Source organism: Acinetobacter sp. FDAARGOS_724, assembly GCF_013364475.1.
Classification (GTDB): Bacteria; Pseudomonadota; Gammaproteobacteria; order Pseudomonadales; family Moraxellaceae; genus Acinetobacter; species Acinetobacter variabilis.
This window is the reverse complement of the sequence record NZ_CP054908.1, coordinates 224,108-250,211: the sequence shown is the minus strand read 5'-3', so window position 1 is coordinate 250,211 and position 26,104 is coordinate 224,108. Positions and strand designations below refer to the sequence as shown.

26 protein-coding genes are annotated in these 26,104 nt (G+C 42.2%); 19 read left to right on the top strand and 7 right to left on the bottom strand.

Going from position 1 to position 26,104, the window contains the following annotated elements:
• Window positions 1-52: 52 nt before the first annotated feature.
• Window positions 53-676 (bottom strand): guanylate kinase, encoded by a 624-nt coding sequence (gene gmk / locus FOC32_RS02540; protein ID WP_004787090.1) that lies wholly within the window; start codon window positions 674-676, stop codon window positions 53-55.
• 135 nt (window positions 677-811) lie between these two features.
• Here gmk and ispH point away from each other — a divergent pair, with 135 nt between their 5' ends.
• From ispH to rplS, 12 genes are all read left to right on the top strand, one after another.
• Window positions 812-1,762: a 4-hydroxy-3-methylbut-2-enyl diphosphate reductase gene (ispH, locus tag FOC32_RS02535; RefSeq protein ID WP_075167883.1), complete on the top strand. Its 951-nt coding sequence runs from the start codon at window positions 812-814 to the stop codon at window positions 1,760-1,762.
• Window positions 1,763-1,925: 163 nt separating this feature from the next.
• Entirely contained in the window at window positions 1,926-2,372 is a 447-nt protein-coding gene (locus tag FOC32_RS02530) for a pilus assembly FimT family protein (protein WP_175966216.1), read from the top strand.
• Window positions 2,372-2,920 (top strand): type IV pilus modification protein PilV, encoded by a 549-nt coding sequence (pilV, locus tag FOC32_RS02525; RefSeq protein WP_175966214.1) that lies wholly within the window; start codon window positions 2,372-2,374, stop codon window positions 2,918-2,920. Before FOC32_RS02530 ends, pilV begins: the two co-directional genes overlap by 1 nt.
• A gap of 1 nt (window position 2,921) precedes the next feature.
• Window positions 2,922-3,959 carry a PilW family protein gene (locus tag FOC32_RS02520; protein WP_175966212.1) on the top strand — a complete coding sequence of 346 codons (1,038 nt, stop codon included), beginning with the start codon at window positions 2,922-2,924 and terminating at the stop codon, window positions 3,957-3,959.
• Window positions 3,956-4,723 carry a pilus assembly PilX family protein gene (locus FOC32_RS02515; RefSeq protein ID WP_175966210.1) on the top strand — a complete coding sequence of 256 codons (768 nt, stop codon included), beginning with the start codon at window positions 3,956-3,958 and terminating at the stop codon, window positions 4,721-4,723. The genes FOC32_RS02520 and FOC32_RS02515 overlap by 4 nt, the downstream gene beginning before the upstream one ends.
• 15 nt (window positions 4,724-4,738) lie before the next feature.
• A complete protein-coding gene (locus FOC32_RS02510; RefSeq protein WP_175966209.1) occupies window positions 4,739-8,428 on the top strand; it encodes a pilus assembly protein in 3,690 nt (1,229 codons plus the stop codon).
• A gap of 9 nt (window positions 8,429-8,437) precedes the next feature.
• Complete coding sequence (locus FOC32_RS02505) at window positions 8,438-8,890, top strand: type IV pilin protein (protein ID WP_175966207.1); 453 nt, start codon at window positions 8,438-8,440, stop codon at window positions 8,888-8,890.
• Window positions 8,884-9,351: a type IV pilin protein gene (locus tag FOC32_RS02500; protein WP_175966205.1), complete on the top strand. Its 468-nt coding sequence runs from the start codon at window positions 8,884-8,886 to the stop codon at window positions 9,349-9,351. Before FOC32_RS02505 ends, FOC32_RS02500 begins: the two co-directional genes overlap by 7 nt.
• A gap of 143 nt (window positions 9,352-9,494) precedes the next feature.
• Window positions 9,495-9,752: a 30S ribosomal protein S16 gene (gene rpsP, locus FOC32_RS02495; protein WP_004809941.1), complete on the top strand. Its 258-nt coding sequence runs from the start codon at window positions 9,495-9,497 to the stop codon at window positions 9,750-9,752.
• A 21-nt stretch (window positions 9,753-9,773) separates the two neighbouring features.
• Window positions 9,774-10,322 (top strand): ribosome maturation factor RimM, encoded by a 549-nt coding sequence (rimM, locus tag FOC32_RS02490; RefSeq protein WP_004787070.1) that lies wholly within the window; start codon window positions 9,774-9,776, stop codon window positions 10,320-10,322.
• 43 nt (window positions 10,323-10,365) lie between these two features.
• Entirely contained in the window at window positions 10,366-11,115 is a 750-nt protein-coding gene (trmD, locus tag FOC32_RS02485; RefSeq protein ID WP_175966203.1) for a tRNA (guanosine(37)-N1)-methyltransferase TrmD, read from the top strand.
• 171 nt (window positions 11,116-11,286) lie between these two features.
• A complete protein-coding gene (gene rplS, locus FOC32_RS02480; protein ID WP_004787066.1) occupies window positions 11,287-11,658 on the top strand; it encodes a 50S ribosomal protein L19 in 372 nt (123 codons plus the stop codon).
• Window positions 11,659-12,180: 522 nt separating this feature from the next.
• On the opposite strand, the gene FOC32_RS02475 is transcribed toward rplS, so the two are convergent.
• From FOC32_RS02475 to FOC32_RS02465, 3 genes are all read right to left on the bottom strand, one after another.
• Window positions 12,181-13,149 carry a lipase family alpha/beta hydrolase gene (locus FOC32_RS02475; RefSeq protein ID WP_175966201.1) on the bottom strand — a complete coding sequence of 323 codons (969 nt, stop codon included), beginning with the start codon at window positions 13,147-13,149 and terminating at the stop codon, window positions 12,181-12,183.
• 169 nt (window positions 13,150-13,318) lie between these two features.
• Window positions 13,319-14,329 carry an esterase/lipase family protein gene (locus FOC32_RS02470; protein ID WP_175966199.1) on the bottom strand — a complete coding sequence of 337 codons (1,011 nt, stop codon included), beginning with the start codon at window positions 14,327-14,329 and terminating at the stop codon, window positions 13,319-13,321.
• A 506-nt stretch (window positions 14,330-14,835) separates the two neighbouring features.
• Entirely contained in the window at window positions 14,836-15,864 is a 1,029-nt protein-coding gene (locus FOC32_RS02465; protein WP_175966197.1) for a lipase secretion chaperone, read from the bottom strand.
• Between the two features lie 153 nt (window positions 15,865-16,017).
• On the opposite strand from FOC32_RS02465, the gene truB reads away from it, so the two are divergent.
• The 3 genes from truB to FOC32_RS02450 all read left to right on the top strand — a co-directional run bounded on the left by truB (window position 16,018) and on the right by FOC32_RS02450 (window position 18,301).
• The gene (truB, locus tag FOC32_RS02460; RefSeq protein WP_175966195.1) at window positions 16,018-16,923 is read left to right on the top strand and encodes a tRNA pseudouridine(55) synthase TruB; all 906 of its coding nucleotides are present in this window, start codon (window positions 16,018-16,020) and stop codon (window positions 16,921-16,923) included.
• Between the two features lie 15 nt (window positions 16,924-16,938).
• Window positions 16,939-17,706: a sulfite exporter TauE/SafE family protein gene (locus FOC32_RS02455; protein WP_004787054.1), complete on the top strand. Its 768-nt coding sequence runs from the start codon at window positions 16,939-16,941 to the stop codon at window positions 17,704-17,706.
• 127 nt (window positions 17,707-17,833) lie between these two features.
• Window positions 17,834-18,301 (top strand): hemerythrin domain-containing protein, encoded by a 468-nt coding sequence (locus FOC32_RS02450; RefSeq protein WP_005233643.1) that lies wholly within the window; start codon window positions 17,834-17,836, stop codon window positions 18,299-18,301.
• 61 nt (window positions 18,302-18,362) lie between these two features.
• On the opposite strand, the gene FOC32_RS02445 is transcribed toward FOC32_RS02450, so the two are convergent.
• Window positions 18,363-19,247 (bottom strand): EamA family transporter, encoded by an 885-nt coding sequence (locus FOC32_RS02445; RefSeq protein WP_175966193.1) that lies wholly within the window; start codon window positions 19,245-19,247, stop codon window positions 18,363-18,365.
• A gap of 332 nt (window positions 19,248-19,579) precedes the next feature.
• Between FOC32_RS02445 and FOC32_RS02440 the strand changes: the two genes are divergently transcribed.
• Complete coding sequence (locus FOC32_RS02440; protein WP_175966192.1) at window positions 19,580-20,728, top strand: hypothetical protein; 1,149 nt, start codon at window positions 19,580-19,582, stop codon at window positions 20,726-20,728.
• 44 nt (window positions 20,729-20,772) lie between these two features.
• On the opposite strand, the gene FOC32_RS02435 is transcribed toward FOC32_RS02440, so the two are convergent.
• Together FOC32_RS02435 and serA are read right to left on the bottom strand one after the other, a co-directional pair.
• Window positions 20,773-21,639: an EamA family transporter gene (locus FOC32_RS02435; RefSeq protein WP_175966191.1), complete on the bottom strand. Its 867-nt coding sequence runs from the start codon at window positions 21,637-21,639 to the stop codon at window positions 20,773-20,775.
• A gap of 124 nt (window positions 21,640-21,763) precedes the next feature.
• Entirely contained in the window at window positions 21,764-22,996 is a 1,233-nt protein-coding gene (serA, locus tag FOC32_RS02430; protein WP_004787044.1) for a phosphoglycerate dehydrogenase, read from the bottom strand.
• A gap of 354 nt (window positions 22,997-23,350) precedes the next feature.
• Here serA and FOC32_RS02425 point away from each other — a divergent pair, with 354 nt between their 5' ends.
• The 3 genes from FOC32_RS02425 (at window position 23,351) to FOC32_RS02415 (ending at window position 25,935) form a co-directional block, all read left to right on the top strand.
• The gene (locus FOC32_RS02425; RefSeq protein WP_175966190.1) at window positions 23,351-24,760 is read left to right on the top strand and encodes an FAD-binding oxidoreductase; all 1,410 of its coding nucleotides are present in this window, start codon (window positions 23,351-23,353) and stop codon (window positions 24,758-24,760) included.
• Window positions 24,761-24,902: 142 nt separating this feature from the next.
• The gene (locus tag FOC32_RS02420) at window positions 24,903-25,280 is read left to right on the top strand and encodes a hypothetical protein (RefSeq protein ID WP_175966189.1); all 378 of its coding nucleotides are present in this window, start codon (window positions 24,903-24,905) and stop codon (window positions 25,278-25,280) included.
• Between the two features lie 79 nt (window positions 25,281-25,359).
• Window positions 25,360-25,935, top strand: coding sequence for a hypothetical protein (locus FOC32_RS02415; RefSeq protein ID WP_175966188.1), 576 nt, complete (start codon window positions 25,360-25,362; stop codon window positions 25,933-25,935).
• Window positions 25,936-26,104 lie beyond the last annotated feature (169 nt).

Genomic DNA, 26,104 nt, shown 5'->3' with positions numbered 1-26,104 from the left:
TTTCAACAGACTGCACAGTATAAAATGCTTTGTCTGGAGACTCAAGTTTTAATCACTGTTCGCTTGGAGTAATTAGAGCCTGGATCAATTTTTCATGGCGGGTCGCTTGCTGGGAAAGCACCAGTCGATTGGCGATAATCACAGATTCAAGATCATGTAATGCCTTATTAAAGTCATCATTGATAATGACGTAATCAAAGTTGACGTATTGCTGCATATCTTCGACTGCACAGCTAAGACGGTGTTCAATCACTTCAACAGAGTCTGTACCACGGTTGGAAAGACGCTGACGCAAATCAAACTGGCTTGGCGGAAGAATAAAAATCTGTTTAGATTCAGGAAAAAGTCGACGAACTTGTTGTGCACCTTGCCAGTCAATTTCAAGTAATACATCATGACCTTTGGCAAGTTGTTCTTTTACAGTCGCTTGCGCTGTGCCGTAATAGTTACCAAAGACTTCGGCATATTCAATAAAACCACCTTCCTCGACCAGATTTAAAAAGTCTTCTTTAGTCGAGAAATGATAATGTACGCCATCGAGTTCGCCAGGTCGTTGACCGCGTGTCGTATGAGAAACAGAAACATGAAGATTGTTGACGCGTTCAAGTAATGCTTTAACGAGGGATGTTTTGCCCGTTCCAGACGCTGCAGAAACGACAAACAAGAGACCCGACATGATATTTTTCCTGATATGATAAAATATCTTCTCTATTTTAGAGTAGACCGGCTTTAAACTAAATAGTTGTATGTCGATTGTTTTACATTTATTTCAATTGTAGCGCCATAAATTGAGTGAGTATTGAGGATTTCTATGGAAATTGTTTTAGCTAACCCGCGTGGTTTCTGTGCCGGTGTGGATCGTGCCATTGCGATCGTGAACCGTGCCCTAGAATGCTTTAATCCACCCATTTATGTGCGTCATGAAGTGGTACATAACAAATTTGTCGTAGATGATTTACGTCAACGTGGTGCGATCTTTGTCGATGAGCTAGATGAAGTGCCAGATGACAATATCGTGATTTTCAGTGCACATGGTGTGTCTAAGGCTGTACAACAGGAAGCCGAACGCCGTGGTTTAAAAGTTTTTGATGCGACCTGTCCTCTAGTCACTAAAGTACATATTGAAGTGACCAAATATGCCCGCGAAGGGGTGGAAGCGATTCTGATTGGTCATGAGGGCCACCCAGAAGTTGAAGGCACCATGGGACAATATGATAAAAATAATGGTGGTGACATTTACTTGGTCGAAGATGAAGAAGATGTTGCGGCTTTAAGCGTGCGTCATCCTGAAAAAGTCGCGTTTGTTACGCAAACCACGCTGTCGATTGATGATACTGCCAAAGTGATTGATGCCTTGCGCCAGAAATTCCCGCAGATTCAGGGGCCGCGTAAAGATGATATCTGTTATGCCACCCAGAACCGTCAGGATGCGGTGCGTGATTTGGCCAGTCAGTGTGATGTAGTGCTGGTGGTCGGGTCACCAAACTCTTCGAATTCGAACCGTTTACGTGAACTGGCCGAACGCATGGGCAAACAGGCGTATCTGGTCGATAATGCCGATCAGCTGGATCAGGCCTGGTTTAATCCTGAAACGAAAATTGGTGTGACTGCCGGCGCGTCTGCACCAGAAATTTTAATTAAACAGGTGATTCAGCGCTTGCAGGACTGGGGGGCAACCGCCCCTACCGAGCTTGCCGGTCGTGAAGAGAACATTACCTTTAGTTTACCGAAAGAGTTACGTATTCCTGTAACTCAGGCTTAAACTGAGAAATAGATAACAATCTAATTTTTCTTTTAAAAATAAGCAGATGATTGTGATATGACAGTCATCTGCTTTTTTGTGCCTTTTATCTGTTCTGTGTAGTTTTTGTAACTTTAATAAGTATGATTTTAACTGGGCCAACATTTTTGCCTAGGGGGAGAGCATGCGAAAAAGTCAGGGATTTACCTTAATTGAGTTGATGGTCACGATTGCGGTGCTGGCGATTGTGGCGATGATGGCGGCTCCTGTATTCAGAGACATGATGCTCCGACAAAACTTAAATAGTAGTAGCCAAGAGTTAATTGCTGTATTGACTCAAGCAAGGGCAAAAGCCGTGCTTGAGCGTAGAGTAGTAGAGGTGCAGCTCAGCACAGCTCGGTTGGATACTCCAGTTGGAAATACTGAAGATGAATTAAATTGGATGCCGAAAGGTAATGCAATATTAGTTTCAAGCCCTACTTCAATCGAATTTGCAATTAACGGGAGTGTTCGGGGGGCGAATAGCGACACAACTTTTAATATCTGTAATGAGGCAGGTGGATCTATTTCAAGAATTGTGAGTATTTCTAGAATGGGGACGATTCAACAGGTTGCAGAGGGGACTTGCTAATGAAAACAATGGGTCAGCAACGTGGTGTGGGTTTGGTTGAAATCTTGGTGGCATTACTTATTCTTGCATTAGGTGTATTAGGTTTTGTGGCATTGCAATATCGAGCTATTGAGGCTTCGTCTGAGAGCACCTATAGAGTGCAAGCTGTAAATATTGCAAGAGACTTGGCTGAAAGAATCAGGGTGAATCGTGGGGGAGTGGGGGAGTATGTTTGTGAGTTTAGGAATGCAGATACATCTATTACCTGTCCTGCGGGGCAAGCAATTGCAACACAAGCCACTTTAAGAGCTTTTGCAAGGAACTGTATTGAAGAAAATTGTAACTCTACAGAAATGGCTGATTTTGATGTCGCGCAAGTCGCTGTTAAAGCAGAAACGATAGGTATGACAGTGAACATGTTGCCTTGTCAGGGTAATGTTAATGAGCGTCAGTGTATTTATGTGGCGTGGAATGATACAAGTGCAACCAATGGGGATGGTGCTGACGATTGTACAAATGGCGCAGCCTATAATGCTAATTCTACTTGCCTAATTATGGAGGTGTATTGAGATGACCAAGCAGAAGGGCTTTACCCTGATTGAGCTCATGATTGCACTTGCTTTAGGTTTGGTGATTACTGCATCTGCAATTTTGTTATTTTTCACAGGACAGAAGGGCTATTTTTTGCAGCGAGGTATGGCTGATGTGCAAGATAATGCCAACTTTGGTCTAAATCAAATCACAAAAGATATTCGTTTAGCAAATTTAAATGTAGATCAAGCTGTAATTAATGACCGTACTTCCTATGGTGGCGTGGTTTTAACCTCTTCTATAAATGCTGATAAAGACAATTCAACTCCAGCAATTCCGCTGAGCAATTTATTTAGAACAATTACTGGTAACTCTGCAAATGAAAATTTACTTTCTAGAAGTGCTTTGCATGATTCAAATGTAGAGTGTGCTTTAGATTCTGAAGGGTGTGATCTTGGTGATGACTTAATGAGTGATCAATTAGTGATCCAATATAGACCTCAATATATAAAAGTGGATGGTGAATGGTTTGGTGGTTTTGATTGTGAGGGAAACCCTATTCAGTTTGCTATAACTTTACCTAAAAGAATTATTGTACAGCGTTATTTTTTGCGGACAGACACGAATGCTTCTGCAGATGAGCCGAACCAAACTTTGGCGTTAGCCTGTGATGCTGGTTGGTATGCTGAGCCACATGTGAATGCGAGTGGCACACGAGTAAACCCAACAGCTGTAACGGGTTTTGGCGGAGGTGGTGAAATTATTATGAAGCGAGTGGATCATTTTCGTGTATTGCTAGGAATAGAAAACAATGGTCGTTATCAATATGTTCCAGTAGATGAGTATATGGCGCTGGCTGCACCTAAGCCACGTATTCTATCGTTACAGATAGGCGCGTTAGTACGTTCTGCACAAACTGTTGGGCGTGATAACTTAATCAGAGATGACCAACAATTTAGAGTGTTAGACCAAACAGTTTCGGTCACAGTGCCTACAAATACTAATGCAAGATATGTTCGTCAGGTTGTTTCTCAGACTGTTGCATTGCGCAACACTTTTGGAGGGCGTGGGCAATGAAGCTTAGACAACAGGGCTCTACCCTAATTATTGTTCTGATTTTTTTGGTGGCAATTACCATTATTGGAACTTTAGCGATTCGTCAAAGTATGGTTGGGTTGAATATTGCAACCAATAGTCAGGTGCAACAATTACTTGTACAAAACTCAGATGCGGCTTTTTTTAATGTAGAAGAAGAACGTAACTTACTTCGTAGTCTAGCTTCTAATGGTATGTTCGGATTTATAGATACGCCTAATAGAAAGGATGTGGAAATGGTGTTTTGTTTTAGGGGAACAAACACTGATTTCTTTAACTTAAATCAGGCAAGTTTAATGCAGTGGCGCGAAGGCGATACGACGCCAACCAACGATATGATGGGGACCAATGGTTATTGTGATGTTGAGAAAACAGGTAATTTCTTTACCAGTGGTCGTAGAGTAACAATGACTCAGGTTGCGGTTAAGTTTCCAAGTAGTATGCCTGACACAGATCCTTTTTTTGGTGCACTTTATAACACTGATGAGGAGGTATTAAAGCGTCTGGAGGCGGTGAAAGTTGTAAAAGTATTTGCTGTGTCTATTACGCCTGGCATTAGCAATGTAGATCGCACTCGTATTAACGAATGCTTACAACAGCGTATGAATGAAGTGACGATTCCTGATGGTACAACAGTGAATGAAAATGCACCTGAGAGATTAAGTGTAACCGAGTGTCTAGACAGTTTAAATATTCCTTTTGCCTCACATGTCAATGAGTATGTTATTGCTCAAGACTTTAGTTAATATTGGAGTAAGAAAATGAATAAAATGAAGAAAAATGCTTTGCACAAAGCTTATATTCGGACTCTACTTGCCACCAGTATTAGCGCCGTGGTGACGGGTACAACTTTAAGTGGTATTGCACAGGCAAGTGATATTGATATTTATCAGACTGCAAGGTCTGGTGATATTACATTAATGTTTTTGCTGGACTTATCAGGAAGTATGGACAGAAAAGCAGGAGGTGGAGGGGGGGCATGTGACCTGCCAAAAGGGGTGAGTGCTGGCACAATAAGGTCTGCGACAGAAACATACATTGCTGGTGCACCAAGTTATATTCGGCAATGGTGCCAGAATGGCAGTTCAAACAGTGCACACCGCTATTATGATCGTATTACGCGTGTAAAAGATGGGATGTTTGATTTGTTATATGGGAATGCAGAAAAAAATATTGAGCGATTGGATGATACAAAAGTTATTGGATTAAGTACCTTTCAAGGAAATACAGGACGGGTGCGTATTCCAGCAAGACCATTAGGTGAGCTAGTTGGGTCGAAAACCCAAAGACAATTGCTTCTTGAGACGATAGCGTCTTCTGACTTCCAGGCCACAGGGCGAACTCCGACAGCAAATGCATATGCAGAAGCTGCTGCATATCTATTGGGTACAACTACAGGTAAAACAGAAGGTGGTATACTTGGTAGATTGCCAACAGGGTATCCTTCAAGATTTTACAAGTGTCTATTGCCTACAACTACAGGAGGGTGTGGTGGATATTCAAGTACGTACACTTCTACTCCTGATTTCGATTATTATATTACTTCTGGTGGTTATTATTATCTTTATAAAGAAAAAATTGCAGATTCAGCTTATAGCGGTTTTTCATCATCAGATCCTTTGACTAACAATGGAAGTAATTATCTTCAACCTAACTCCTTGAGACAGACTGAAGAGATGAGGCAGTGTAGTGGTCAAGGTATATATGTATTAACTGATGGTGAACCCAACCAAAGTTCAGTGAGTATTGCGAGTAGTTTAATGGGGCGTGCACTTGATAATACAAATTTTAATTGTGATGGGAGCTTATTATCAGAAGTTAACAACCCAACTTATGGAACTGATGGGGCATGGAGCTGTATTGGCAAGTTCTCACAATCTTTATTAGACGCTACGTCTAACCCGAGTTCGTTGACCATTAAAACAGCTGTTGTTGGTTTTGGGTCGGCATTCAACTCAGTAAGTTCTTACGATAAAAGTTTATCTCAAGATCAAAATTTACAAACCGTTAATAATGCGAATTTGTCAGGGAATAGTTTGGCAAATGATATTAAGAATGCTGCACGTTGGGGAATTATTGGAGAAGGCGGTTGGTATTCAGGTAATGAGTCACAAGATGTCGTAAATAGCGTAAATGATTTTATTAGCAGCTTAAGTACAGAAATCCCTTCGGTTACCACAGGTTCACCTACAATTCCTGCGGATGCGCTGAATCCGTCCGTATTGCAAAACAATGCTTATTTCCCACAATTTCAACCTACACCAGAAAAACCAACTCAATTATGGTTGGGGAATTTGAAAAAATACTTGGTACATAGCTCAGGGAAATTGGTGGGTAAAAGTGGAGCAAGTATTTTTGATGATCGTGGAGCGATTAAAAAAGATGTAAGTGATTATTGGACTTCTGATGCAACCTCCTCAGGGGGGGTGCTTGAACAACTTAAATTACGTAGCAATACGACAGCACCAGATATAGCTTCTCGTAAACTACTCACAAACCGTACTTTTAATACAACAACTTCTGCGTTTGAAAGCGGTACGAATCTACAACGTGTCAATTTAGATTATTTAACTCAGGCAGGCACAAAAGATGATCCATATAGAGGGTATTTAATGTCTCTCTTAGGATATAAGCTGTCTGAAAGTCAACTCAATAATCCAAGCACGATAAGTAATTTGGGCGCCGTGGAAGAGCTTCGACAGTTAGGTGCTGTAATGCATTCATCTCCTGTTTTATTAACAACAGAGGGTGAAATTAAGTTTATAGATAACAAGCTTGATACAACCCAACGTAAAGACTTTGTCTTATTTGGTACAACGCAAGGTTTATTACATGTTGTAGATGCCAAAACAGGTGATGAAAAATTTGCTTTTGTACCAAATGAAATGCTTGAGAGTCAAAAAGAAGCTTTTTCAATACCAGAGTTATCTAATGGTGGTTTGAGCAAGCTCTATTATGGGGTTGATGGTCCTTGGACGGCTTATACTGAATATGCTGTCAATTCAACAGGTAAATTGGTTGTAGGAAAAGGTGCATATAGCCAAGAAGGTAAATTGAATGTATATGGCGGCTTACGCATGGGTGGGCGTAGCTATTATGCACTCGATTTGCAAGATATGAATAATCCTAAACTCAAGTTTCATATTAATCCTGATGCTGCAACCTCAGGGCCTTTAAGCTATATGGGGCAAAGTTGGTCTAAACCACGTTTGGCGTGGGTAAATTGGAAAGGAAAACGAACACAAGTGATGTTCGTTGGTGGCGGCTATGATGCTGGCGGAGTGGATGGTAATGCTAAAGATGCCGCTGGTCTGAAAGGCATCTATACTGGTTATGAAAATGATGAATATGTGCAGAACAATAAACGCGGTGCTGGTGTTTATATGTTTGATGCTGACGATGGAGAACTCTTGTGGTGGGCGAGTGCTAATGCAGGATCCAGTAGCAGTGCTTCAACAGATTCGGGCGTGATAAGAACACATCATGATGATTTAAAATATAGTGTAGTCAGTGAAATTAGAACGGTCGACCGTGACAGTGATGGTTTAACTGATCATTTATATTTTGGTGATCTGGGTGGGCAGGTATTCCGTATTGATTTGGACAATAAAACGAAGACTTTAGGTGCTTTTGCAAAGAGTCCTGTGCGTCTGTTGGATTTAACAGTCACAGGTGGGAAGAAAACACGTTTTTATGATATGCCTGCTTTTTCCTTATATAAGTCAAAGACTGGGGATACTTTTGCAGTGGTATCCATAGGTAGTGGTAATAGAAGCTCACCTTTAGCTGAATATACCAATGGCTCAGGCTATAGCGAAGACGCAATATTTAATATTTATGATAAAGATGTTGCTAATCGAGATCTATATAAGACAGGATATAGTTATACCACACGAAATATACGTAAAAATGACTTGGGTTTAATTACTGAAAGTGACCGTAAAAATGATTCGGATTTAAAAGCACCATATACGAGTAGCAACGGTTGGTATTATCCATTCCAATCTTTTAAAGTACAAAGTGAAAAAGTATATGGTACGCCAGTGGCGATGAAGTCGGTGTTGCATGTTTCTACTTTTGATGGATCTAAGCCAGGTATTTCGGGCGACTGTGGGGCAGGTGTGAAAGGAGAAAGTTTTGTAACTCGTTTTTGCTTACCTTACGGGCAATGTGAACCAAGTAAATTTGGCAATGATTGGTTTAGTAAAGATAATCAGGGCCCTGGTATTCATACTATTGCAGTAATTGGTGGTGGTACTGGTGGTGGTGGCACTGGTGGCGGTACTGGTGGTGGTACTGGTGGTGGTACTGGTGGTGGAAGTGAGAAAAATTATTGCTTGAATGCAGATTCAGTCAGAGTTTATAACCAGTCTGGAGGTAATGAAGGGGAGCCAACTCAAGTTTGTTTAATTCCTCAACGCTGGTATGAAAAAATTAGTTCGATTAGGTAGGGCAGATATATGAATAATGCATTATCTATTCAGAAAGGTTTTACCTTAATTGAGCTGATGGTTGTGGTGGTGATTGTTGCAATTATTGCAGCAATCGCTATTCCAAGCTATCAGGAATATGCACGTAGAGCTAACGCAGCACAAGCACAGCAAGAGGTGCAGCGCTTAGCAAGTGAACTTGAACGTTGGAAATCACGTAATTTTAATTATTTAGGTTTTAATCTTACTCCCAATGCTGTTCAAAACTACACTTTTGTGGTTCGAGATGGTGCTGCGGGAAATCCAGCTCTTACAGCAACAGCAGCAAGCGGGACGAGTTGGGTGATACGTGCTGTGCACAATGATGGTCGAAACTTTAGCTTCTTAATGAGTAGTAATGGAATTCGTTGTAAAAATAAAACCAGCAGCAATGTGACATTCACAGATTGTGGGACAGATACAACAGGGAGTGAGGCATGGTAAAAAAACACTTCTCTGGATTTACATTGATTGAACTTATGATTGTGGTGGCAATCGTTGCTATTTTGGCAGCAATAGCTTATCCCTCTTATCAGGAATATGTACGCAAAACAAAACGTGTTGAAGCTCAAGCAGAGCTTATGGAGCTTGCTAGTAAATTGCAGCGCTACAAAGTTGCCAATTTTACGTTTATACAAGCTGATGGAAACCCCATTACATTGGCAAATATTGGAGAAACAGTTCCATTAACAATTCCACGCCAAGGACAAGCACTTTATACAGTTACTCTAACTGGAGTAACTGCAAACACGTGGACTTTAACTGCAACACCAACAGGATCACAAAGTACGGATGGTCATTTGGTATTAAATCATCGTGGGCAGCGCTGTTGGACCAAGGGTTCTGATAAGAATAGTGGTACAGCTTGCGTTCCATCTGCAACTTCCAACTGGGACGGCCGCTAATTTAAATTCAAAACTGCGGATAAACACTTTTTGATCTTTCATTCAGGGCAAACTTCGCGTAAAATACTGCCCTCTATGAAAGGGGTTTGAAATGTATCGATGGTCGGTACAGGGATAATCCGTAAAAACTATAAGGTTGTATCATGGTAGTTATTCGTCTTACTCGCGGTGGTGCTAAAAAGCGTCCATTCTATCAAATCGTTGTAACTGATAGCCGCAATCCACGTGACGGTCGTTTCATCGAACGTATCGGTTTCTTCAACCCTACAGCGCAAGGTAAAGCAGAAAAACTTCGTTTAGATGCTGACCGTTTTGCTCACTGGGTAGCACAAGGTGCTCAACCTTCTGAACGTGTTGCTTCTTTAGCTGCTCAAGCTAAGAAAGCTGCAGCTGCTGCTTAATTTTAAGGTAGCAGGTAGCCCATGACACCAACACAGAATGTTCCCGAAGATCGTATTCAGATTGGACAGTTACGTTCAGCATATGGATTAAATGGGTGGCTCTGGGTCTATTCCAATACAGAACCTATGAGCAATATATTTGATTACCTTCCTTGGTACATTGAGACCAAAGCAGGTTGGCAAATTGTCGATGTAAAACGTTGGAAACCACATGGCAAGGGCCTGGTTGTTTCGCTAAAAGGTGTGAGTGATCGTACCGCAGCAGACGGCCTGGTGGGTGCTAATGTCTGGATCTCTAAATCGCAACTGCCTCAACCAGGCGTGGATGAGTATTACTGGTCTGATTTAAAAGGTCTAACTGTGTTAGGTCTGGATGAAGAAGAACAGGAAGTGAATCTCGGTCAAATCCATGAAATGTTTGAAACAGGTGCCAATGACGTGATGGTAGTTCGCGCTACTGCTGATAGCGTTGATGGCGAAGAGCGGATGATTCCATGGCATAAAGATGTGGTACAGCGGGTTGATCTCGAAGCTGGTCGTATCTACGTAAATTGGGGCGTAGATTATTAATCCTTAAAAAGGGTTAACGCAGCAGGAAAATGAGGAGTCTGCGGTGTTCTTTGCAGTCATTACGCTTTTTCCTGAAATGTTTGAAGCGATTACAGCCTACGGTATTAGCGGGCGCGCAGCAAAACGTGATTTGATGCAAATTCATTGTATTAATCCACGAGAATTTGCTGAAGGGAACTATAAACGGGTGGATGAACGTCCATTTGGTGGTGGTCCCGGTATGGTGATGATGGCTGAGCCATTAGCGAAAGCAATTCATCGTGCCAAAGAGCTTGCAGCGCAAGCGGGTGCAGTTAACGTTCTTGTGGTGTATATGTCACCACAAGGAAAAACCTTAAATGAACCTGCGGTACAGGACTTCGTTAAATATGACGGACTGATTGTATTGTGCGGACGTTATGAAGGTGTCGATGAACGTTTGATCCAGAAATATGTTGATCAGGAATGGTCGATTGGAGATTACGTGTTATCGGGTGGTGAGCTCCCTGCGATGGTTTTATTGGACAGTATTATCCGGAGACTTCCGGGTGCAATGTCAGATGAACAATCACACGTACAAGACTCATTTGTGGATGGTCTGTTAGATTGCCCACAATATACCAAGCCAGACCATTTTGAAGGTATGGATGTACCGGACATCTTGAAATCGGGACATCATGCCAATATTGAGAAATGGCGGTTTTTGCAGCGATATCAGCGCACTTTGGAACGCCGGCCTGAATTGGTAGAAAAAGTTGAACTGACCAAGCAGCAAAAGAAATGGCTAAAAGATTTAAAAAGTGGCAACAACTAATCCTGTTGTCCAAATCTGTATTTAAGCAATGTTGTTTAAATATTTAAAATAGGCTCTTTATGCATTGAAGCGGTCAAGCATAAAGGGAAAGTCAATCGGGTCTATGCGATTTAGCCTCTATACCCAGCGATAATCAGACCTCTTCTGACTCGCACATATTGGAGATACCCCATGAGCGGTAAGCATCCTTTAGTACAAGCTGTTGAAAATGCTCAGCTTAAACAAGACATCCCAGCTTTTGCACCAGGTGACACAGTAGTTGTCCAAGTAAAAGTAAAAGAAGGCGACCGTGAACGTCTACAAGCGTTCGAAGGCGTTGTCATTGCTAAGAAAAACCGTGGTCTGAACTCTGCGTTCACAGTACGTAAAATTTCTAGCGGTGTTGGCGTTGAGCGTGTATTCCAAACTCACTCTCCAATCGTTGCTAAAATCGAAGTGAAACGTCGTGGTGACGTTCGTCGTGCTAAACTTTACTACCTACGTGAATTGTCTGGTAAAGCTGCACGTATTCGTGAAAAATTACCAGCTCGTAAACAAGGTTAATTTTAGCCTTGCTTTTAAGCAAAAAATGCGCCTTTGGGCGCATTTTTTATGCCTGATTTTTATTTGGATTTATTCGAAATGTTCCTGCAAAGGCAAGATCATGGCATCCAAAATATCCAAGAAAATTTTATGAATAAACATCAGGAATAATACAAAATATCCCCAAGACTGGAATCCTGCATTAAAAAGTTGAATGCAAATAAAACATTGTGTGATAGCCAGTAAAATACTGATCCATACATTTGCGATAATATGTCGATGACAAGAGGGACAATAATAAGGCTCATATTTTTTAAATTGAAAAGGATTAATCACTTTTCGTTTGCAACAGGGGCAGGTTCTTTTAAATCTGTTTTTGATTTCTATAGAAGGTATCTGCATTTATTTTATTTCACAGTTCTTTTTATATTTGATGAATATTTTATATGCAGTTTAATCATGATTAACAAGTAAATTTCAAGAAAAAATTTGGAGAAAAATAAGATGGAAAAAGCCTCTGGATGAATAGAGGCTTGTGTAGCTCTATAAACCTTGCAGTTTTAAGCGGTTGGCATGCTGGCGATAAACATCGACTGGGTCTGGAGCAAAGACATTTTTTAACCCGAGTAACTGGTTCACTTCGTCCAGGTGGTTCCAGTTGTAGTTATCCCGAATGGTTTTACCGAATTTGGCACTACAGCGGGAGACCAGACCATCATTTTCCTTGCCGCCATCAATGAGCAGGGCTGTAACTTTGAGTGCTGAATCAGGATCGAGCGGGTTGGTAACTTGGCCTACACCTGTGAATGAATAGTTGTAGATACCTTTTTGTTGATATGCACCTTCACCACAGGCGGTGGTGGGTATACCAATTGGATATCTCTGGTTAAATTTCGCAGAACCTGATGCCGTTAAACTGCCGCCACCCGCAAGTGAATCATGCGGATAAGAGTTTGGATCCAGACCTTGGGCCCAGGTAATGGCTTTAGAAACCAGATTTATCGTACCGACCAGTGGCGCTTCAATAGCAGTCCCTTCAGCTTTTAAAATCAGGTCTCCAACCGGCGAACCTTTGTGTGGTGCACCTACTGTGGTTAATGAAGCCACCAGTTTAGGTTCTGAACCAGCCACATAACGAATCGTTGGTCCACCATGTGAATGTCCGATCAGGTTGACTTTATCTGCACCGGTAATTGCAGCAATTTCCTTGACCTGCTCCAAAAGTTGTTCACCGCGAATTTCAGATGAGTTAAAAGGGGAGACCCGTGTCGCCCAGACATTCGCACCATTACGGGCCAGATCAGGTAAAATCTGATACCAGTAATCCAGTCCAAACTGATCAGTGCCAACTCGGATGAAACCCGCCATACCATGTGAAAATACAATCGGATATTTGGTTTTGGCATATTGTGAACTGGCTTTCGCCGTCACCTGACTGGCCTGAGTGGAGGCATGAGTCGTGAAACAGGCCGCTGCCATGAGCAGACCTGCCGTTAATACTCCATATTTCATCATTATTTCCTCATTCTTATTGTTGTGTTAAGGCGATCCTCGCCATAATGTGGGGAATAGCCAGCTGAAAAGCTGACCCATTAAGCGTTTTGAGTGTTTTATCTCCCTATTTTTTTAAGTGAAAATAACGAAAAAGCCCTTATATCCGCAGATAGAAGGGCGATGAAAATTATAGATTCTGAAGTTTTAAACGATTGGCATGTTGACGGTACATTGCAACTGGATCCGGAGCAAACAGGCCTTTAAGACCAAACATCATATTGGCCAGATCGGTATGGTTCAGCTTGTATTGGTCATTAATCACCTTACCAATGAATGCACTACAACGGGCAATCATGCCATCGTTGTCTTTATTGCCGTAAGATAAAGGGCCAAGCTGCATCAGGATGGTATCGATATCCAGTGCATTGGTCGCTTGAGCCACACCGGTCCAAGAATAATAATAGATACCGTTACGGTCTTTTGATTTCAGGTTCTTATTACAGTTTTCTGTGGAGGCTAAGACACCATCCTGCACCATCTGTTTGGCCACGCTGGCATTAAAAGAGCTGGAGCCAGTTTGGGTCAGGGATTTGATGGATGCATCGAAATCAATTTCCAGTTCAGGTTTGAACTGTCCCAGTGCGATCAGTGGCCCAATAATATAATCACCGAGAACATTAAAAGCAGTGCGGGTAAGAGTATTGTTCTGAATATCATCGGCCACTTTAGAGCCATGATAGGTGCCTGCGACCCCTGTAATGGATGCAATCTGCTGCGGTCGAGTTGCTGCCACATAGAGTACTGTCGGACCACCATGTGAGTGACCGATGAGATTGATTTTTTCCTTCCCTGTAATTGCCAGCACTTCATCGACCTGATGAATGAGCTGTTCACCGCGGTGGGTCGTGGTATTGGCAGGCGACAATTGGGCGGCAAACACGGTCGAACCATTACGAGCCATATCCGGCAGAATCTGATACCAGTAATCTAAACCAATGGTATCGGTACCTATGCGTTGCCAGCCTAACCAGCCATGCACCATCAAAATAGGATACTTGGTTTTGGCATAGTCTGATTTGGCTTTTTCAGTGACCTGAACTGCACTTGCTGCCGCCTGGGTTTGTGTTGAAAAGCCAAAACCGAGGCCTGCTGCCAAGGAAAGCGCCAGCATCTGTGTTGTTTTAATAAAAGTACGCATAACCGTTCCTTTGTTCATTTTATTGTTATAAAAAGCAATCATTGCTCGGGAGTATTGATGCGCGATAAATATTGAAGTTGGATGTCTCGATCGTGCAGACCTAATCTTCAATCACGTGCAAAAATTATTATTTTGAAGCAGAAGCATTTTTTCATGCTGATGAGCCAATTCCATGTCATTTCGGGCCATGCCCGATGAGCATTTATGAGTCCATAAATTTACAATTTATATACGTGTGTATTTTATTGTTAACTCCTTGAAATATAAGATTGATGAATGTTTAGGTTGAAATAGTTAGAAACAAATAACAATGTTAAAAAAAGTAATCAGCCCAAGAAAATCAAGGCTTTCAGAGGGAAATGGCTCTGTCAAACTCTCAAAATAGAGGGTCAGCGTTACTGTTTTTATATAAGAGATGAGACAAAAAAAAAGGGAATAAGAGAAGATATTCGACGCCGTAGCAGTACTGTGTAGCTACGGCGTCAATGAGCAATTTTAGCTGAAAATTAATTGGCAAAGGGTAGGGTCCCACCCTGATCATGTACCTGTTCAAATGTACCTACACGAAGCCGTTCTTCAGGGCGCTGGAAATGTTTCTGACGCAACTGATCAACTGCCTGCTGTTTGGCATTTTCACTCAGGCCACTTTTTAGGATGTTATCGCGCTCGCCCAAGTAACGCGTCACCCTGGATTTCCAATTCGCACGTTCATCATCAAGTTTTTCCAGACGTTGGGTTGCTTCAGGACCGACCAGATTCAGGCGCATCTGACGGATTTCTTCCGCAGAACCACCCCGGGCTTTAATATCAGCGGTGAGTTTACGCAGATCTTCCAGTTTATTCAGTTGCTCCAGATTTTCTTGCCAGTCCTGCGGTAACTGCGCAAACAGTTCTTTTAGCTTCTGGGCTTTTTCTGCTTCGCTCAGCTTTTTATCCGCCATGACTGCCATCCGGTCTAAGGTATATTCATGATAGGTATCTTCAGTGCCAAACAGTCCTTCAATTTCATAATCAGAGAAAAAGCGTTTACGCAGGTTCTGGGTGCTGGCATAGATACTGCGGTAGTAAGCTGGATCTTCTTGATCCAGACCTGCAGGTGGAGTCAATTCTCCCAAACCTTGACGATACTGGATATAACGGTCCCAAAGATCCAGAACTTGTGAAAGTGCAGGTTCCTGATAATTTTGCTGAATATAAGTTTTAAAATCTCGCTGGATCTGTTCGAGGGTTTTTTCCCCATACTGGGTAATAAAATATTCAAAACAGTTACGGGTCTGTTCATTGGCAATCAGGCGATTGCTGGCATCCATCTGCATCTGGCAATTAATTTCCGTATCCTGCTGGCTTGGACTCAGGAATATATTATTTACAGGGCCATTGGCCAGTGCTGCTGCCTGTTGAGCGCTGCTTTCATTGGTGGATTGCGGGCCTGAGACACGTGCCTGTGCTTCATCCCTAGGAGCAAGCCATAGAATCAGGGTAATCAAGCACAATACGATGAGCGCAATCACGATCCATAGTTTATATTTCTGCATATCCTATGCACCTTTATTTTAATTATTGGATTATTTTAAATTTTGCATTCGGCAGGATAGGAGATATTGCACCTTATATGCTGTAGAAAAGTTGTAAATAATTGACAGGGGTTTTACCATTGCGCCAATTTATAAAATGTCTGACTTTTTGCCATGAAAGCTTCATCTCCTAAAATTCAGCGTCGTCATATCAGCGGTGTATTTCTATTAAATAAGCCTCTAGGCATCAGCTCGAATGCTGCATTGCAAAAAGTACGCTGGTTATATCGTGCGCAAAAAGCTGGACATACTGGTGCACTAGATCCCTTGGCATCCGGTCTTTTACCGATCTGTCTGGGTGAGGCGACCAAGTTTTCGCATTATCTGCTGGATTCAACCAAACGTTACCAGACCACAGTTTTTCTGGGACATAGCACTACGACAGGTGATGTCGAAGGAGAGATTCTGCTGGAAAAGCCAGTCCCTGAACTGAATGAAGAGTTGATTCAGGAGACAATTGCCAAGTTTGTCGGTGAAATCCAGCAAGTGCCACCGATGTATTCAGCCCTGAAAAAAGAAGGCCGTCCGCTGTACGAGCTGGCGCGTAAGGGTATTGAGATCGAGCGTGAAGCGCGCCCAATTACCATTTATGCAATTGAGCTTTTATCTTTTACTGAAAATAGCATCACGCTGGATGTGACCTGTTCCAAAGGTACTTATATTCGGGTACTCGGCGAAGATATTGCGAAAGCACTTGGTACTTATGGTCATCTGACTTATCTGCATCGGATTCAAACTGGTCATTTTGACCTTATTCCAAGCTATACCATTGAATATCTGGAAAGCTTGACTGAGGCAGAACGTGAAGCACTATTACTGCCAGCTTATGCACCGGTACAACATTTCCCGCAGATTCAGGCACCGGAAGGCCGTGCAGAATATTTTAGCCGGGGTATGGAAAGTAATATCGACCATCCGGCAGAGCCACAGGTGCTGGTTTTTGATGGCGAGAAATGCTTAGGTCTGGCTGAAATCACGGATAAAAAACGTTTGGTACCCAAACGTGTTCTTAATCTCTAGGCGCGTTGAATAACAATGGACATCGAGATTATCCTCAGTCTGGTGCTTTTTGCCTTTATGGCAGGAGCGATTGACGCTGCCGTCGGTGGTGGTGGTCTGATCCAGATCCCGGCAATTATGAGTAGCCTGCCGCAGCTGCAACCCGCCACAGTATTTGGCACTAACAAGCTGGCCTCTATTTTTGGTACAGGCTCGGCAGCCTTTTCCTATCTTAGACAGGTCAAACTGCCCTGGGTTTTACTTGGTGTAATTGCGCTGTGCAGCTTTATTAGCTCATTTATTGGAGCAGCCAGTGTCACCTTGATTCCGGTGGATATTCTCAAGCCTTTTGTGCTGATCATGCTGATCGTGATTGCAATCTATACATTCATGAAAAAGCAATTCGGACGGGTACATGTCGAACAAAAGCTGAATAAAAAGATGCTGATACTAGCAGCACTAGGCAGCCTGGCCATCGGTTTTTATGACGGAATTTTTGGCCCGGGGACAGGCAGTTTCTTTATCTTTTTCTTTATCCGTTATCTGAGCGTGGATTTCTTGCATGCCTCAGCCTTATCGAAAATTGCCAATTTCACTACCAATCTTGCGGCACTCAGCTTCTTCATTCCTACAGGTCATGTCCTGTTTCTGGTGGGTGCCATGATGGCAGCTGCGAATATTTGCGGTTCGCTGTTAGGGGTTAAACTGGCCTTTAAATATGGCAGCGGTTTTATCCGGATTCTGTTTCTGATCCTGGTCAGTTTGCTGATTTGCCGTATGGCTTATCAGATGTTTTTAGCCTAAAAATAGATGTAAACTATTCTCGATATTAAAGTTTTTTATACAAATTCGCCTTATAAATATTCCTGACCATTTGCCTGTTTCACTCTATGCTGGAGTAAAGGCATGACAAAAACAGGAGAAAAATTACATGACCACCATTTTTGAAGCATTAAGGGAAAGTCATGAAATCCAGCGTGATCTGGCAGAAAAATTACTGCAAACTTCGGGGGATTCACCAGAACGTCGTGAGTTGTTCAAGCAGCTGAAGAATGAACTGTTTGCGCATGAAACGGCAGAAGACCGTTACTTTTATATTCCATTGATGATGACAGATCCCGGCCTGAACATTACCCGTCATGCCTTGGCAGAACATCATGAAATGGATGAAATGATTGAGGAACTGACTGAAACTGAATTTAGTAGCCCAAGCTGGATTGCAATTGCCAAGAGACTGTCAGATAAGGTTCATCATCATTTGAAAGAAGAGGAGCATGCTTTCTTTCAGCAGGCCGGGAAAATCCTGGGAGATGAACAAAAACAGGCTTTAGCGGATCAGTACAAAACTGAATATCAGCGCTATAAAGAAATGAAAAAAGACATGCTGGTTAAAAGCTAATATTGAAATTCAAATTTTCATGACAAAAAAGATGGCCAGAGTGCCATCTTTTTTTATTTATTCAGCTTTCTATTTTCCGGGTTTTATATTTCTGCCGCGCTTCCCGCATAGTCACGCCAACTGAAGCCAGCATAATACAAACCAGCGCGAGTGTCTGAAGTAGCGTAATTTTTTCACCCAGCAAGATAAAACCTACCAGTGCTGCCAGAGCTGGAGACAGACTGGAAAGCGTGCCATAACTGGTTTTATTCAAGTACTGGAGCGCTTTTAAATCCAGCGCATAAGGAATAGCGGTTGCCAGTACTGCAATGGTAATGGCCTTGCCCCAGTATTGGGTATCAATGAGCGCAGGAGCATTGTTATACAGTCCGATTGGTAGCAAACACAGGGCTGAAATACTGATGGCAATCGTCAGTGCATGCATCCCGATATTTTGCTGTACCACGCGTTGCCCAAAATAGATATACAGCGCCCAGCAGAGGCCAGCCCCTAGGGCACAGGCTGCACCAAACAGATCAAAGTTACTGCTATTGGCTTCCCCCCATGGCACCATCAGCACGATACCTAAAATTGCCAGTAACACCCAGACATAGTCCTTGCGGTTTTGAATCGAAATTAAGGCCAAGCCTAGCGGGCCAATAAATTCCAGTCCGACCGCAATTCCTTGCGGGAGTTTACCCAGCGACATATAGAACAGGATATTCATCACACCCAGAGAAGCACTATAGCAAAGCAGATCCCGCCATTTCAGGAATTGTAAACGTCGAATAACTTTCCAGGAACGGAACATGACACAGACAATAATGGCGGCAAAGCAGAGTCTTAAAATAGTGACAGTGATCGGATCAAGCACCAGGAAAAGTTGCTTGGCGAAGGATGCACTGATCTGGTATGAAGTCATGGAGAGAACCATGTACAACACAGCAAGAAGTTGGACGTTTGGCATGGGAGAAACTACTTATACCAGAAGGGTATAATCGAGATACAGAAGAAAGCGGAAGTATATCAAACTGGTTAATTTTTGATGAGTAGGGCAGACGAATATTTTGTGAATGCGAAGCAGATTTTGGATCAGTGAATTTAAATTTTTGATTTCGTCCCTCACCGAAAAAATTAAATTCAAAATGAATTATTGATGAGATTGTGGTTGCAAATTAATCAATTTTTAATTTGATCTTAATTTTATATTTATTAAAATAGCTTAGACCTCATGATTTGGGTCAACTTTAAAATAACAATGAAAAATAAAACGATGAAAAAATAATAAGGTAGATAATAATGAAATTAAGATTACTCTCTTGTGCTGTCTTGAGCCTTATGCTGACTGCATGTGGTGGCTCTGATTCTGATAATAACGAGCCAGTCGCAGGTCAACCAACCCCAACCAATCCTGGTAATCCGAGCAATCCTGGAACTCCGGATAATGGTGATGGAACATCAGATACGATTTCTGAATTCTATACCTATCAGTTCAACCTGCCGAATATTGATGCTTCAGATATGGAGTCGGAAAAGCTTCTATTGGCCAGCCATAAAAATAAAATTACTGACGGCATTTTGTATGCAGATGATAACCGGGCTGTTGATACTGAATATGATCTTGACGAAGATATGACCTTCCCAATTTATGTCACAGAAAAAGGTGTATTCCCTGCAGATCGTGCCCGTACAGCATTAGGTTATAAACTGGAAAAAGTACTGGAAAATACTTCTGAACAATTTACCAGTCGTCCCGTCACTATTCCGGAAAATAACATCAGTAATCATCGACACCTGGAGTGGTACGACCTGTCAGGTAAAGCCTTAACTGAACGTACCAATATTACTGTCGTGAAGATGTATGACGATACCGAGACCAGAGTTTTCTTTGATACTGATACCATGGATGCTGAGCGTAAATATTACAATCAGTTTGCTACCAATTTTGTCAGTTTGCAGAAGGCGCGTACTTTCCCGAACGGATCTAAATGTTTCCGTATTCTGGCGGAGCATCCTGAGGAAGAATTTATTGAATTTGATCCGGATATCAAAACTGGCTATCGTACACTGTCTGAATGGCAGACAGGCGAGTCTGTTCAAGAGATGGCGAAAACCATTTTAGATGGCACGATGGCTAACCTGAAATTTAAAAAAGCCGAATATAAAGACGATGCCCAGCAATATTATAAATACTTTGGTGCGATCGAATATCAGGGTGAAATTTATTCCAGTACTTTCTCGGAACATGGAGAGCATATTGATCATGCCGATTATATTGCTCAGGCAAGAAAAGCTGCCTTGGACAATTTAAGGGAAGAGGGTGCAACTCCTCTAATGCTTAAATGGACAGATTACCTGTATGACCATCTTGCTTCGGCATGTGATGGCTATAATGTGACAGCAGCTACTGCATTAAATACGGCTATTAAAGATGCAACGCCACGCTAAAATTAAATAGGTTATTAAAAAAGGCGCTTGAGCGCCTTTTTTATTTAATGCTTTCTTCTTTGTGTGGTCACCGTACAGCCAATTGAAGCGCTAATGATTGTGCCTAATGCCAGCCATTGGGTCCATAATAAAGTTTCACCCAAAAAGATAAAACCGGAAAATGCTGCAATTGCAGGTTCCAGACTCATCAAGGTTCCAAAACTCAAAGCGGTTAAATTTCTAAGTGCAATCATTTCCAGGGTAAAGGGCAGTGCACTGGCCAATATTGCCAGAGCTAAAAAGTACATCAGGCTGATTGGTTCAAAAGTATGAGCTGGCATTCCTGCAAAGAGTGCAATTGGCATCAGTACCAGCATGCCGACGAACATGCCCAGACACACGGTATGATTCCCTGATACACCCGAAGGTTTTTGTCCGGCCACGATATACAGTGCCCAGCAGGCACCTGCACTCAAGGCAAATAGAATACCAATCGGATCAAGTGGGTGTACGGCCTGATCAAAGGGAAACAGCAGCACCAGCCCTAGAATTGCCAGTCCGACCCAGATAAAATCAAACTTCTGCCGGGCATGAAAAAGCGCAACACTTAAGGGCCCAATAAATTCAAAAGAAACTGCAATACCAAGTGGCAGGCGATCAATCGCCAGATAGAACAGCATATTCATGCCAGCTAATGCCAAGCCATAGCTGATAATCGCTGACCATTTCACCTGACGGAAATTGATTTGCCAGATTTTAAAAATCAACGCCAACACGGCTGCACCTAAGAGCAGGCGCATGGCTGAGACGGTCAGGATCGGGAACTGGCCAAACAGATATTTGGCAAAGGAGCCACTGCTTTGCATGCTGATCATGGCGATTAGCAAAATCAGTGGCGCTTGCACCATCGGTGCAATTTTAAAATCTGGCATGACTAAATTTGGCTTCGAAGTAACCGAATACGGCGCACAGGAGCGGACTGTACTCAGGGAAAATAAATCCCTAAAAAATAAAAAAAACCGCAGACCGAAGCCTGCGGTTTTTTCAGTAGTTGAATTAGAACAATACGCGTACGCGAATCGTGCCTTCAACTTCGTGTAGCGTATCAAGTGCTTCTTTAGATGCAGTCGCGTCTACATCCATCACCAGGTAACCTACATCACCTTTGGTCATTAAAGACTGACCAGAGATGTTGATGCCGTGTTCAGCAAACAGATTGTTAATCTTAGACAGAACACCCGGGATGTTTTTGTGGATGTGAAGCAGACGGTGTTTGCCTTCAGTTAATGGAAGCGCGATTTCTGGGAAGTTCACCGCAGAAAGCGTCATACCTTTATCTGAATAAGCTACAAATTTCTCAGCAACTTCCAGACCGATGTTTGCCTGAGCTTCCATCGTAGAACCGCCCACGTGTGGAGTCAGGATCACATTTGGAATGTTGCGTAGTGGAGAAACGAATTCTTCGCCATTTGCTTTAGGCTCTTTCGGGAATACGTCAACCGCAGCACCTGCAAGGTGGCCAGATTTCAATGCTTCAGCCAGATCTTCGATCACAACACATGTACCACGTGCCGCATTGATGAAGATTGAACCTTCTTTCATTTGCGCGAATTGTTCTTTGGTCATGAAGTTACGTGTAGACGGAACATCAGGAACGTGAATAGAAACAACATCGGCATTTGCAAGAAGTTCGCCCATTGTGCCGACCTGACGTGCATTACCGAGTGGTAATTTAGTCACTGTGTCGAAATAGATCACTTTCATACCCAGGCTTTCAGCAAGGACAGAAAGTTGTGAACCAATTGAACCGTAACCAACGATACCTAAAGTCTTACCACGAGTTTCAAACGAACCTACAGCAGATTTGTTCCAGCCGCCTGCATGTGTATCTGTAGATTTTTCAGGTACACGGCGAAGCAAAAGAATCGCTTCAGCAAGTACAAGTTCAGCAACTGAACGTGTGTTTGAATACGGTGCGTTGAATACCGGAATACCGCGACGCATTGCTGCATCCAGATTCACTTGGTTGGTACCGATACAGAAACAACCTACCGCGATCAGTTTGTTCGCAGCTTCAAACACTTCTTCAGTGAGCTGAGTACGGGAACGGATACCAATGAAGTGTGCATCTTTAATCGCTTCTTTCAGTGCTTCACCCTCAAGCGCTGTTTTGCGATAGTCGATATTGGTATATCCAGCTGCATTCAATGTGTCAATTGCGTTCTGGTGAACGCCTTCTAACAATAGAAAACGGATTTTATCTTTAGGTAGAGATAGATGTTGGCTCATTACGGCTCCGCTACAAAGGCCAAATTTAGTCGCCGTATAATAGCACAGGAATGGGGCGGTTATACATTTCCTTGATGACTACAATATCAGCTATTTTTGCAAGTGATAGTAGTGAAAATGATAGAACTGGTTGAATTAAACTATCATTTTCAAAGGTATATTATCAAAATTGTCATTTTTTAAGGGAAAGCCCCAAAAATAGCTTATAATATTGCGCCATGCTGTTTAAGCTGCCAGTTTTGGTGCTTTAATCATCATGTTTCGCCTGCTTTGTATACAGGTTTTAATGCCTGAAAAATATACAAATAAACCGGCGAGGTCTCTCTTGTTTAATTCATGCTAGGTCTGCAAACGATGAATGCTCCAGTCGCTTTAACCCCAGAGTTATTGACCCAATTGACTGCAATTGTGGGTGAAAACCGTATTAAAACTGATGCGGACAGCCTCCAGAATTGGGGTCGTGATCATACCAAACACTTTGATCCAAACCCATCGGTCATCGTTTTCCCATCTTCGACTGAACAGGTTCAAACAATTGTGAAGCTTGCCAACCAGTTCAATGTTGCAGTGACTCCATCAGGTGGTCGTACAGGTCTTTCTGCAGGCGCTGTCGCTGCGAATGGTGAGATTGTGGTGAGCATGGACAAGATGAACCAGATTCTGGAATTCTTCCCGGCAGACCGTATGGTGCGCGTACAGGCCGGTGTGGTGACTGAACAGCTGCAAAACTATGCTGAAGAGCAGGGCATGTATTACCCGGTAGATTTTGCCTCTTCTGGTTCAAGCCAGATCGGCGGGAACATCGGAACCAATGCTGGCGGAATTAAAGTGATCAAATACGGCATGACCCGTAACTGGGTGCTTGGCCTGACTGTGGTGACTGGTAAAGGTGATGTACTGCGTCTGAACAAGGGCATGATCAAGAACGCGACTGGTTATGCGTTACAACACCTGTTCATCGGTGGTGAAGGTACTTTAGGTTTAGTCACTGAAGCAGAAATCAAACTTGAGCGTCAGCCACAAGACCTGCAAGTGCTGGTACTGGGCGTACCTGATTTTGATGCGATCATGCCAGTGTTACATGCATTCCAGGCAAAAATCGACCTGACTGCATTCGAGTTCTTCGGTGAGCTGGCGATGCAAAAAGTACTGGCCAATGGTCACGTACAGCGTCCATTTGAAACTGAATGTCCATTCTATGTATTGCTTGAATTTGAAGCGCCGTTTGAGCCAATTATGGACAAGGCGATGGAAATCTTCGAGCACTGTATGGAACAGGGTTGGGTGCTGGATGGCGTGATGAGCCAAAGTCTTGAGCAAGTACATAGCCTATGGCGTCTGCGTGAAGACATCTCTGAGTCAATCGCTCCATTCATTCCGTATAAAAATGACATCTCTGTACTGATCACTCACGTACCGGCATTCATTAAAGAAATCGATTCGATCGTGAATGAAAACTACCCAGACTTCGAAATCTGCTGGTTCGGTCATATCGGTGACGGTAACCTGCACTTGAATATCCTGAAACCGGCTGACCTGGCCAAAGATGAATTCTTTGCGAAATGCCAAGTCGTGAACAAGTACGTATTTGATACCGTGAAAAAATATGACGGTTCAATTTCTGCGGAACATGGTGTGGGTATGACCAAGAAACCTTATCTTGAATACACCCGTTCAGCTGAAGAAATCGAATACATGAAAGCCTTGAAAAAAGTGTTCGATCCAAATGGCATTATGAACCCAGGCAAACTATTCGATCTTTAATCAGAATAGATTTACAAAAGCGCATCGAAAGGTGCGCTTTTTTTATTGCTCTGTAACTGGACTTACAGAGTCTAAATAGCGTTAAGCTGAAAAGCCCGGCATGATAATTTCTGCATAATAAAGATAATCTGGGTTAAACAATATGTTACGGTTATTGGCGGTTACAATTTTAGGTCTGGGTGTGATGACATCAGGTTGTACAACCACCCAAAAAGTGATTGCAAGAGTGCAGTCTTCTTCAGATACACCTTTGGATCAGGTGCTTAAAATGAGGCCTGACCTGCGTGAAGAACTGGCAACAGTCGAGATTCGTCAGTTCTTTAATCGTGTTGAGTCACCGACGGTTGGACAGGTGAAAGTGACTGAAACAGGTCTGATGGATGATTCGGTGAGATCAATTCAGACCATTTATCATTTCAGAAAAGAAGAGAAGAACTGGAAAATGCACAATACTGAGAAGCTCTATCAATGTGTACGTGGTTCAAATACCAAAACTTTCCAGAAAGCAGTCTGTCCATAATAATGTTTGATCTTTAAACAAAACTTCGTTAAAAGCGTATCTTGTTGATGCGCTTTTTTGTTTTAGAAAAGAGGAATTAATGGACTCAAATATATTAGCCGCCACAATTGGTGTTATTGGGGGATTTTTAGCTTCACTTTCACTATTCTACTTAAATAGGTTTCATACTAACTACGATAAAATAAAATCAGAAAAAATCCTACGAGAAAAATTATTGTATCGTGAGAAAGATAATGAACTAGAGGCAGATAAAATTTTTATTTTTTCTTTACCCGCTCTGAAAAGAGAAGTCTATTTAAATTGTCATGTTAATTGGGATAGTGGCATCACGCTTAATATAATGAAAGGTAATGAAGATTTAATATGGTTCTTAAGATTCTGTTGGTTAAGTTTGGTAAGGTTTTTTCCTCAAGACCATTTTTCAGCAGAAGGGCATATTGATTATATTGATAAACTTATTACGGATAGGGCCAACTATCATTACTCTAGATTGGACTGTAGTGACCAATTAAAAAGTGGGAGTATTTCAAAAATAACTTTAGGATATTCGATAGCAAAAGATATTGATCAACTGATTATAGAGTTAGTAGAACAACTTCTTCCTTTTGAAGATTCTAGAAAAGAAAAATGGTTTCAAGACTGGAATACTGTATAATTTACTTAATTATCATAAGTATATAATATTTATTGAATTAACTTGGAAGAGCTATAAATTCTTTTAATTTTTAGTTTTTCACTCGTGCTTATGAACCGGATGATTTGAGGTTAATTCAGAAAGAGAAAAATATAATATTTTGATTAGACCCTTCAAAAAGAGAACGGAT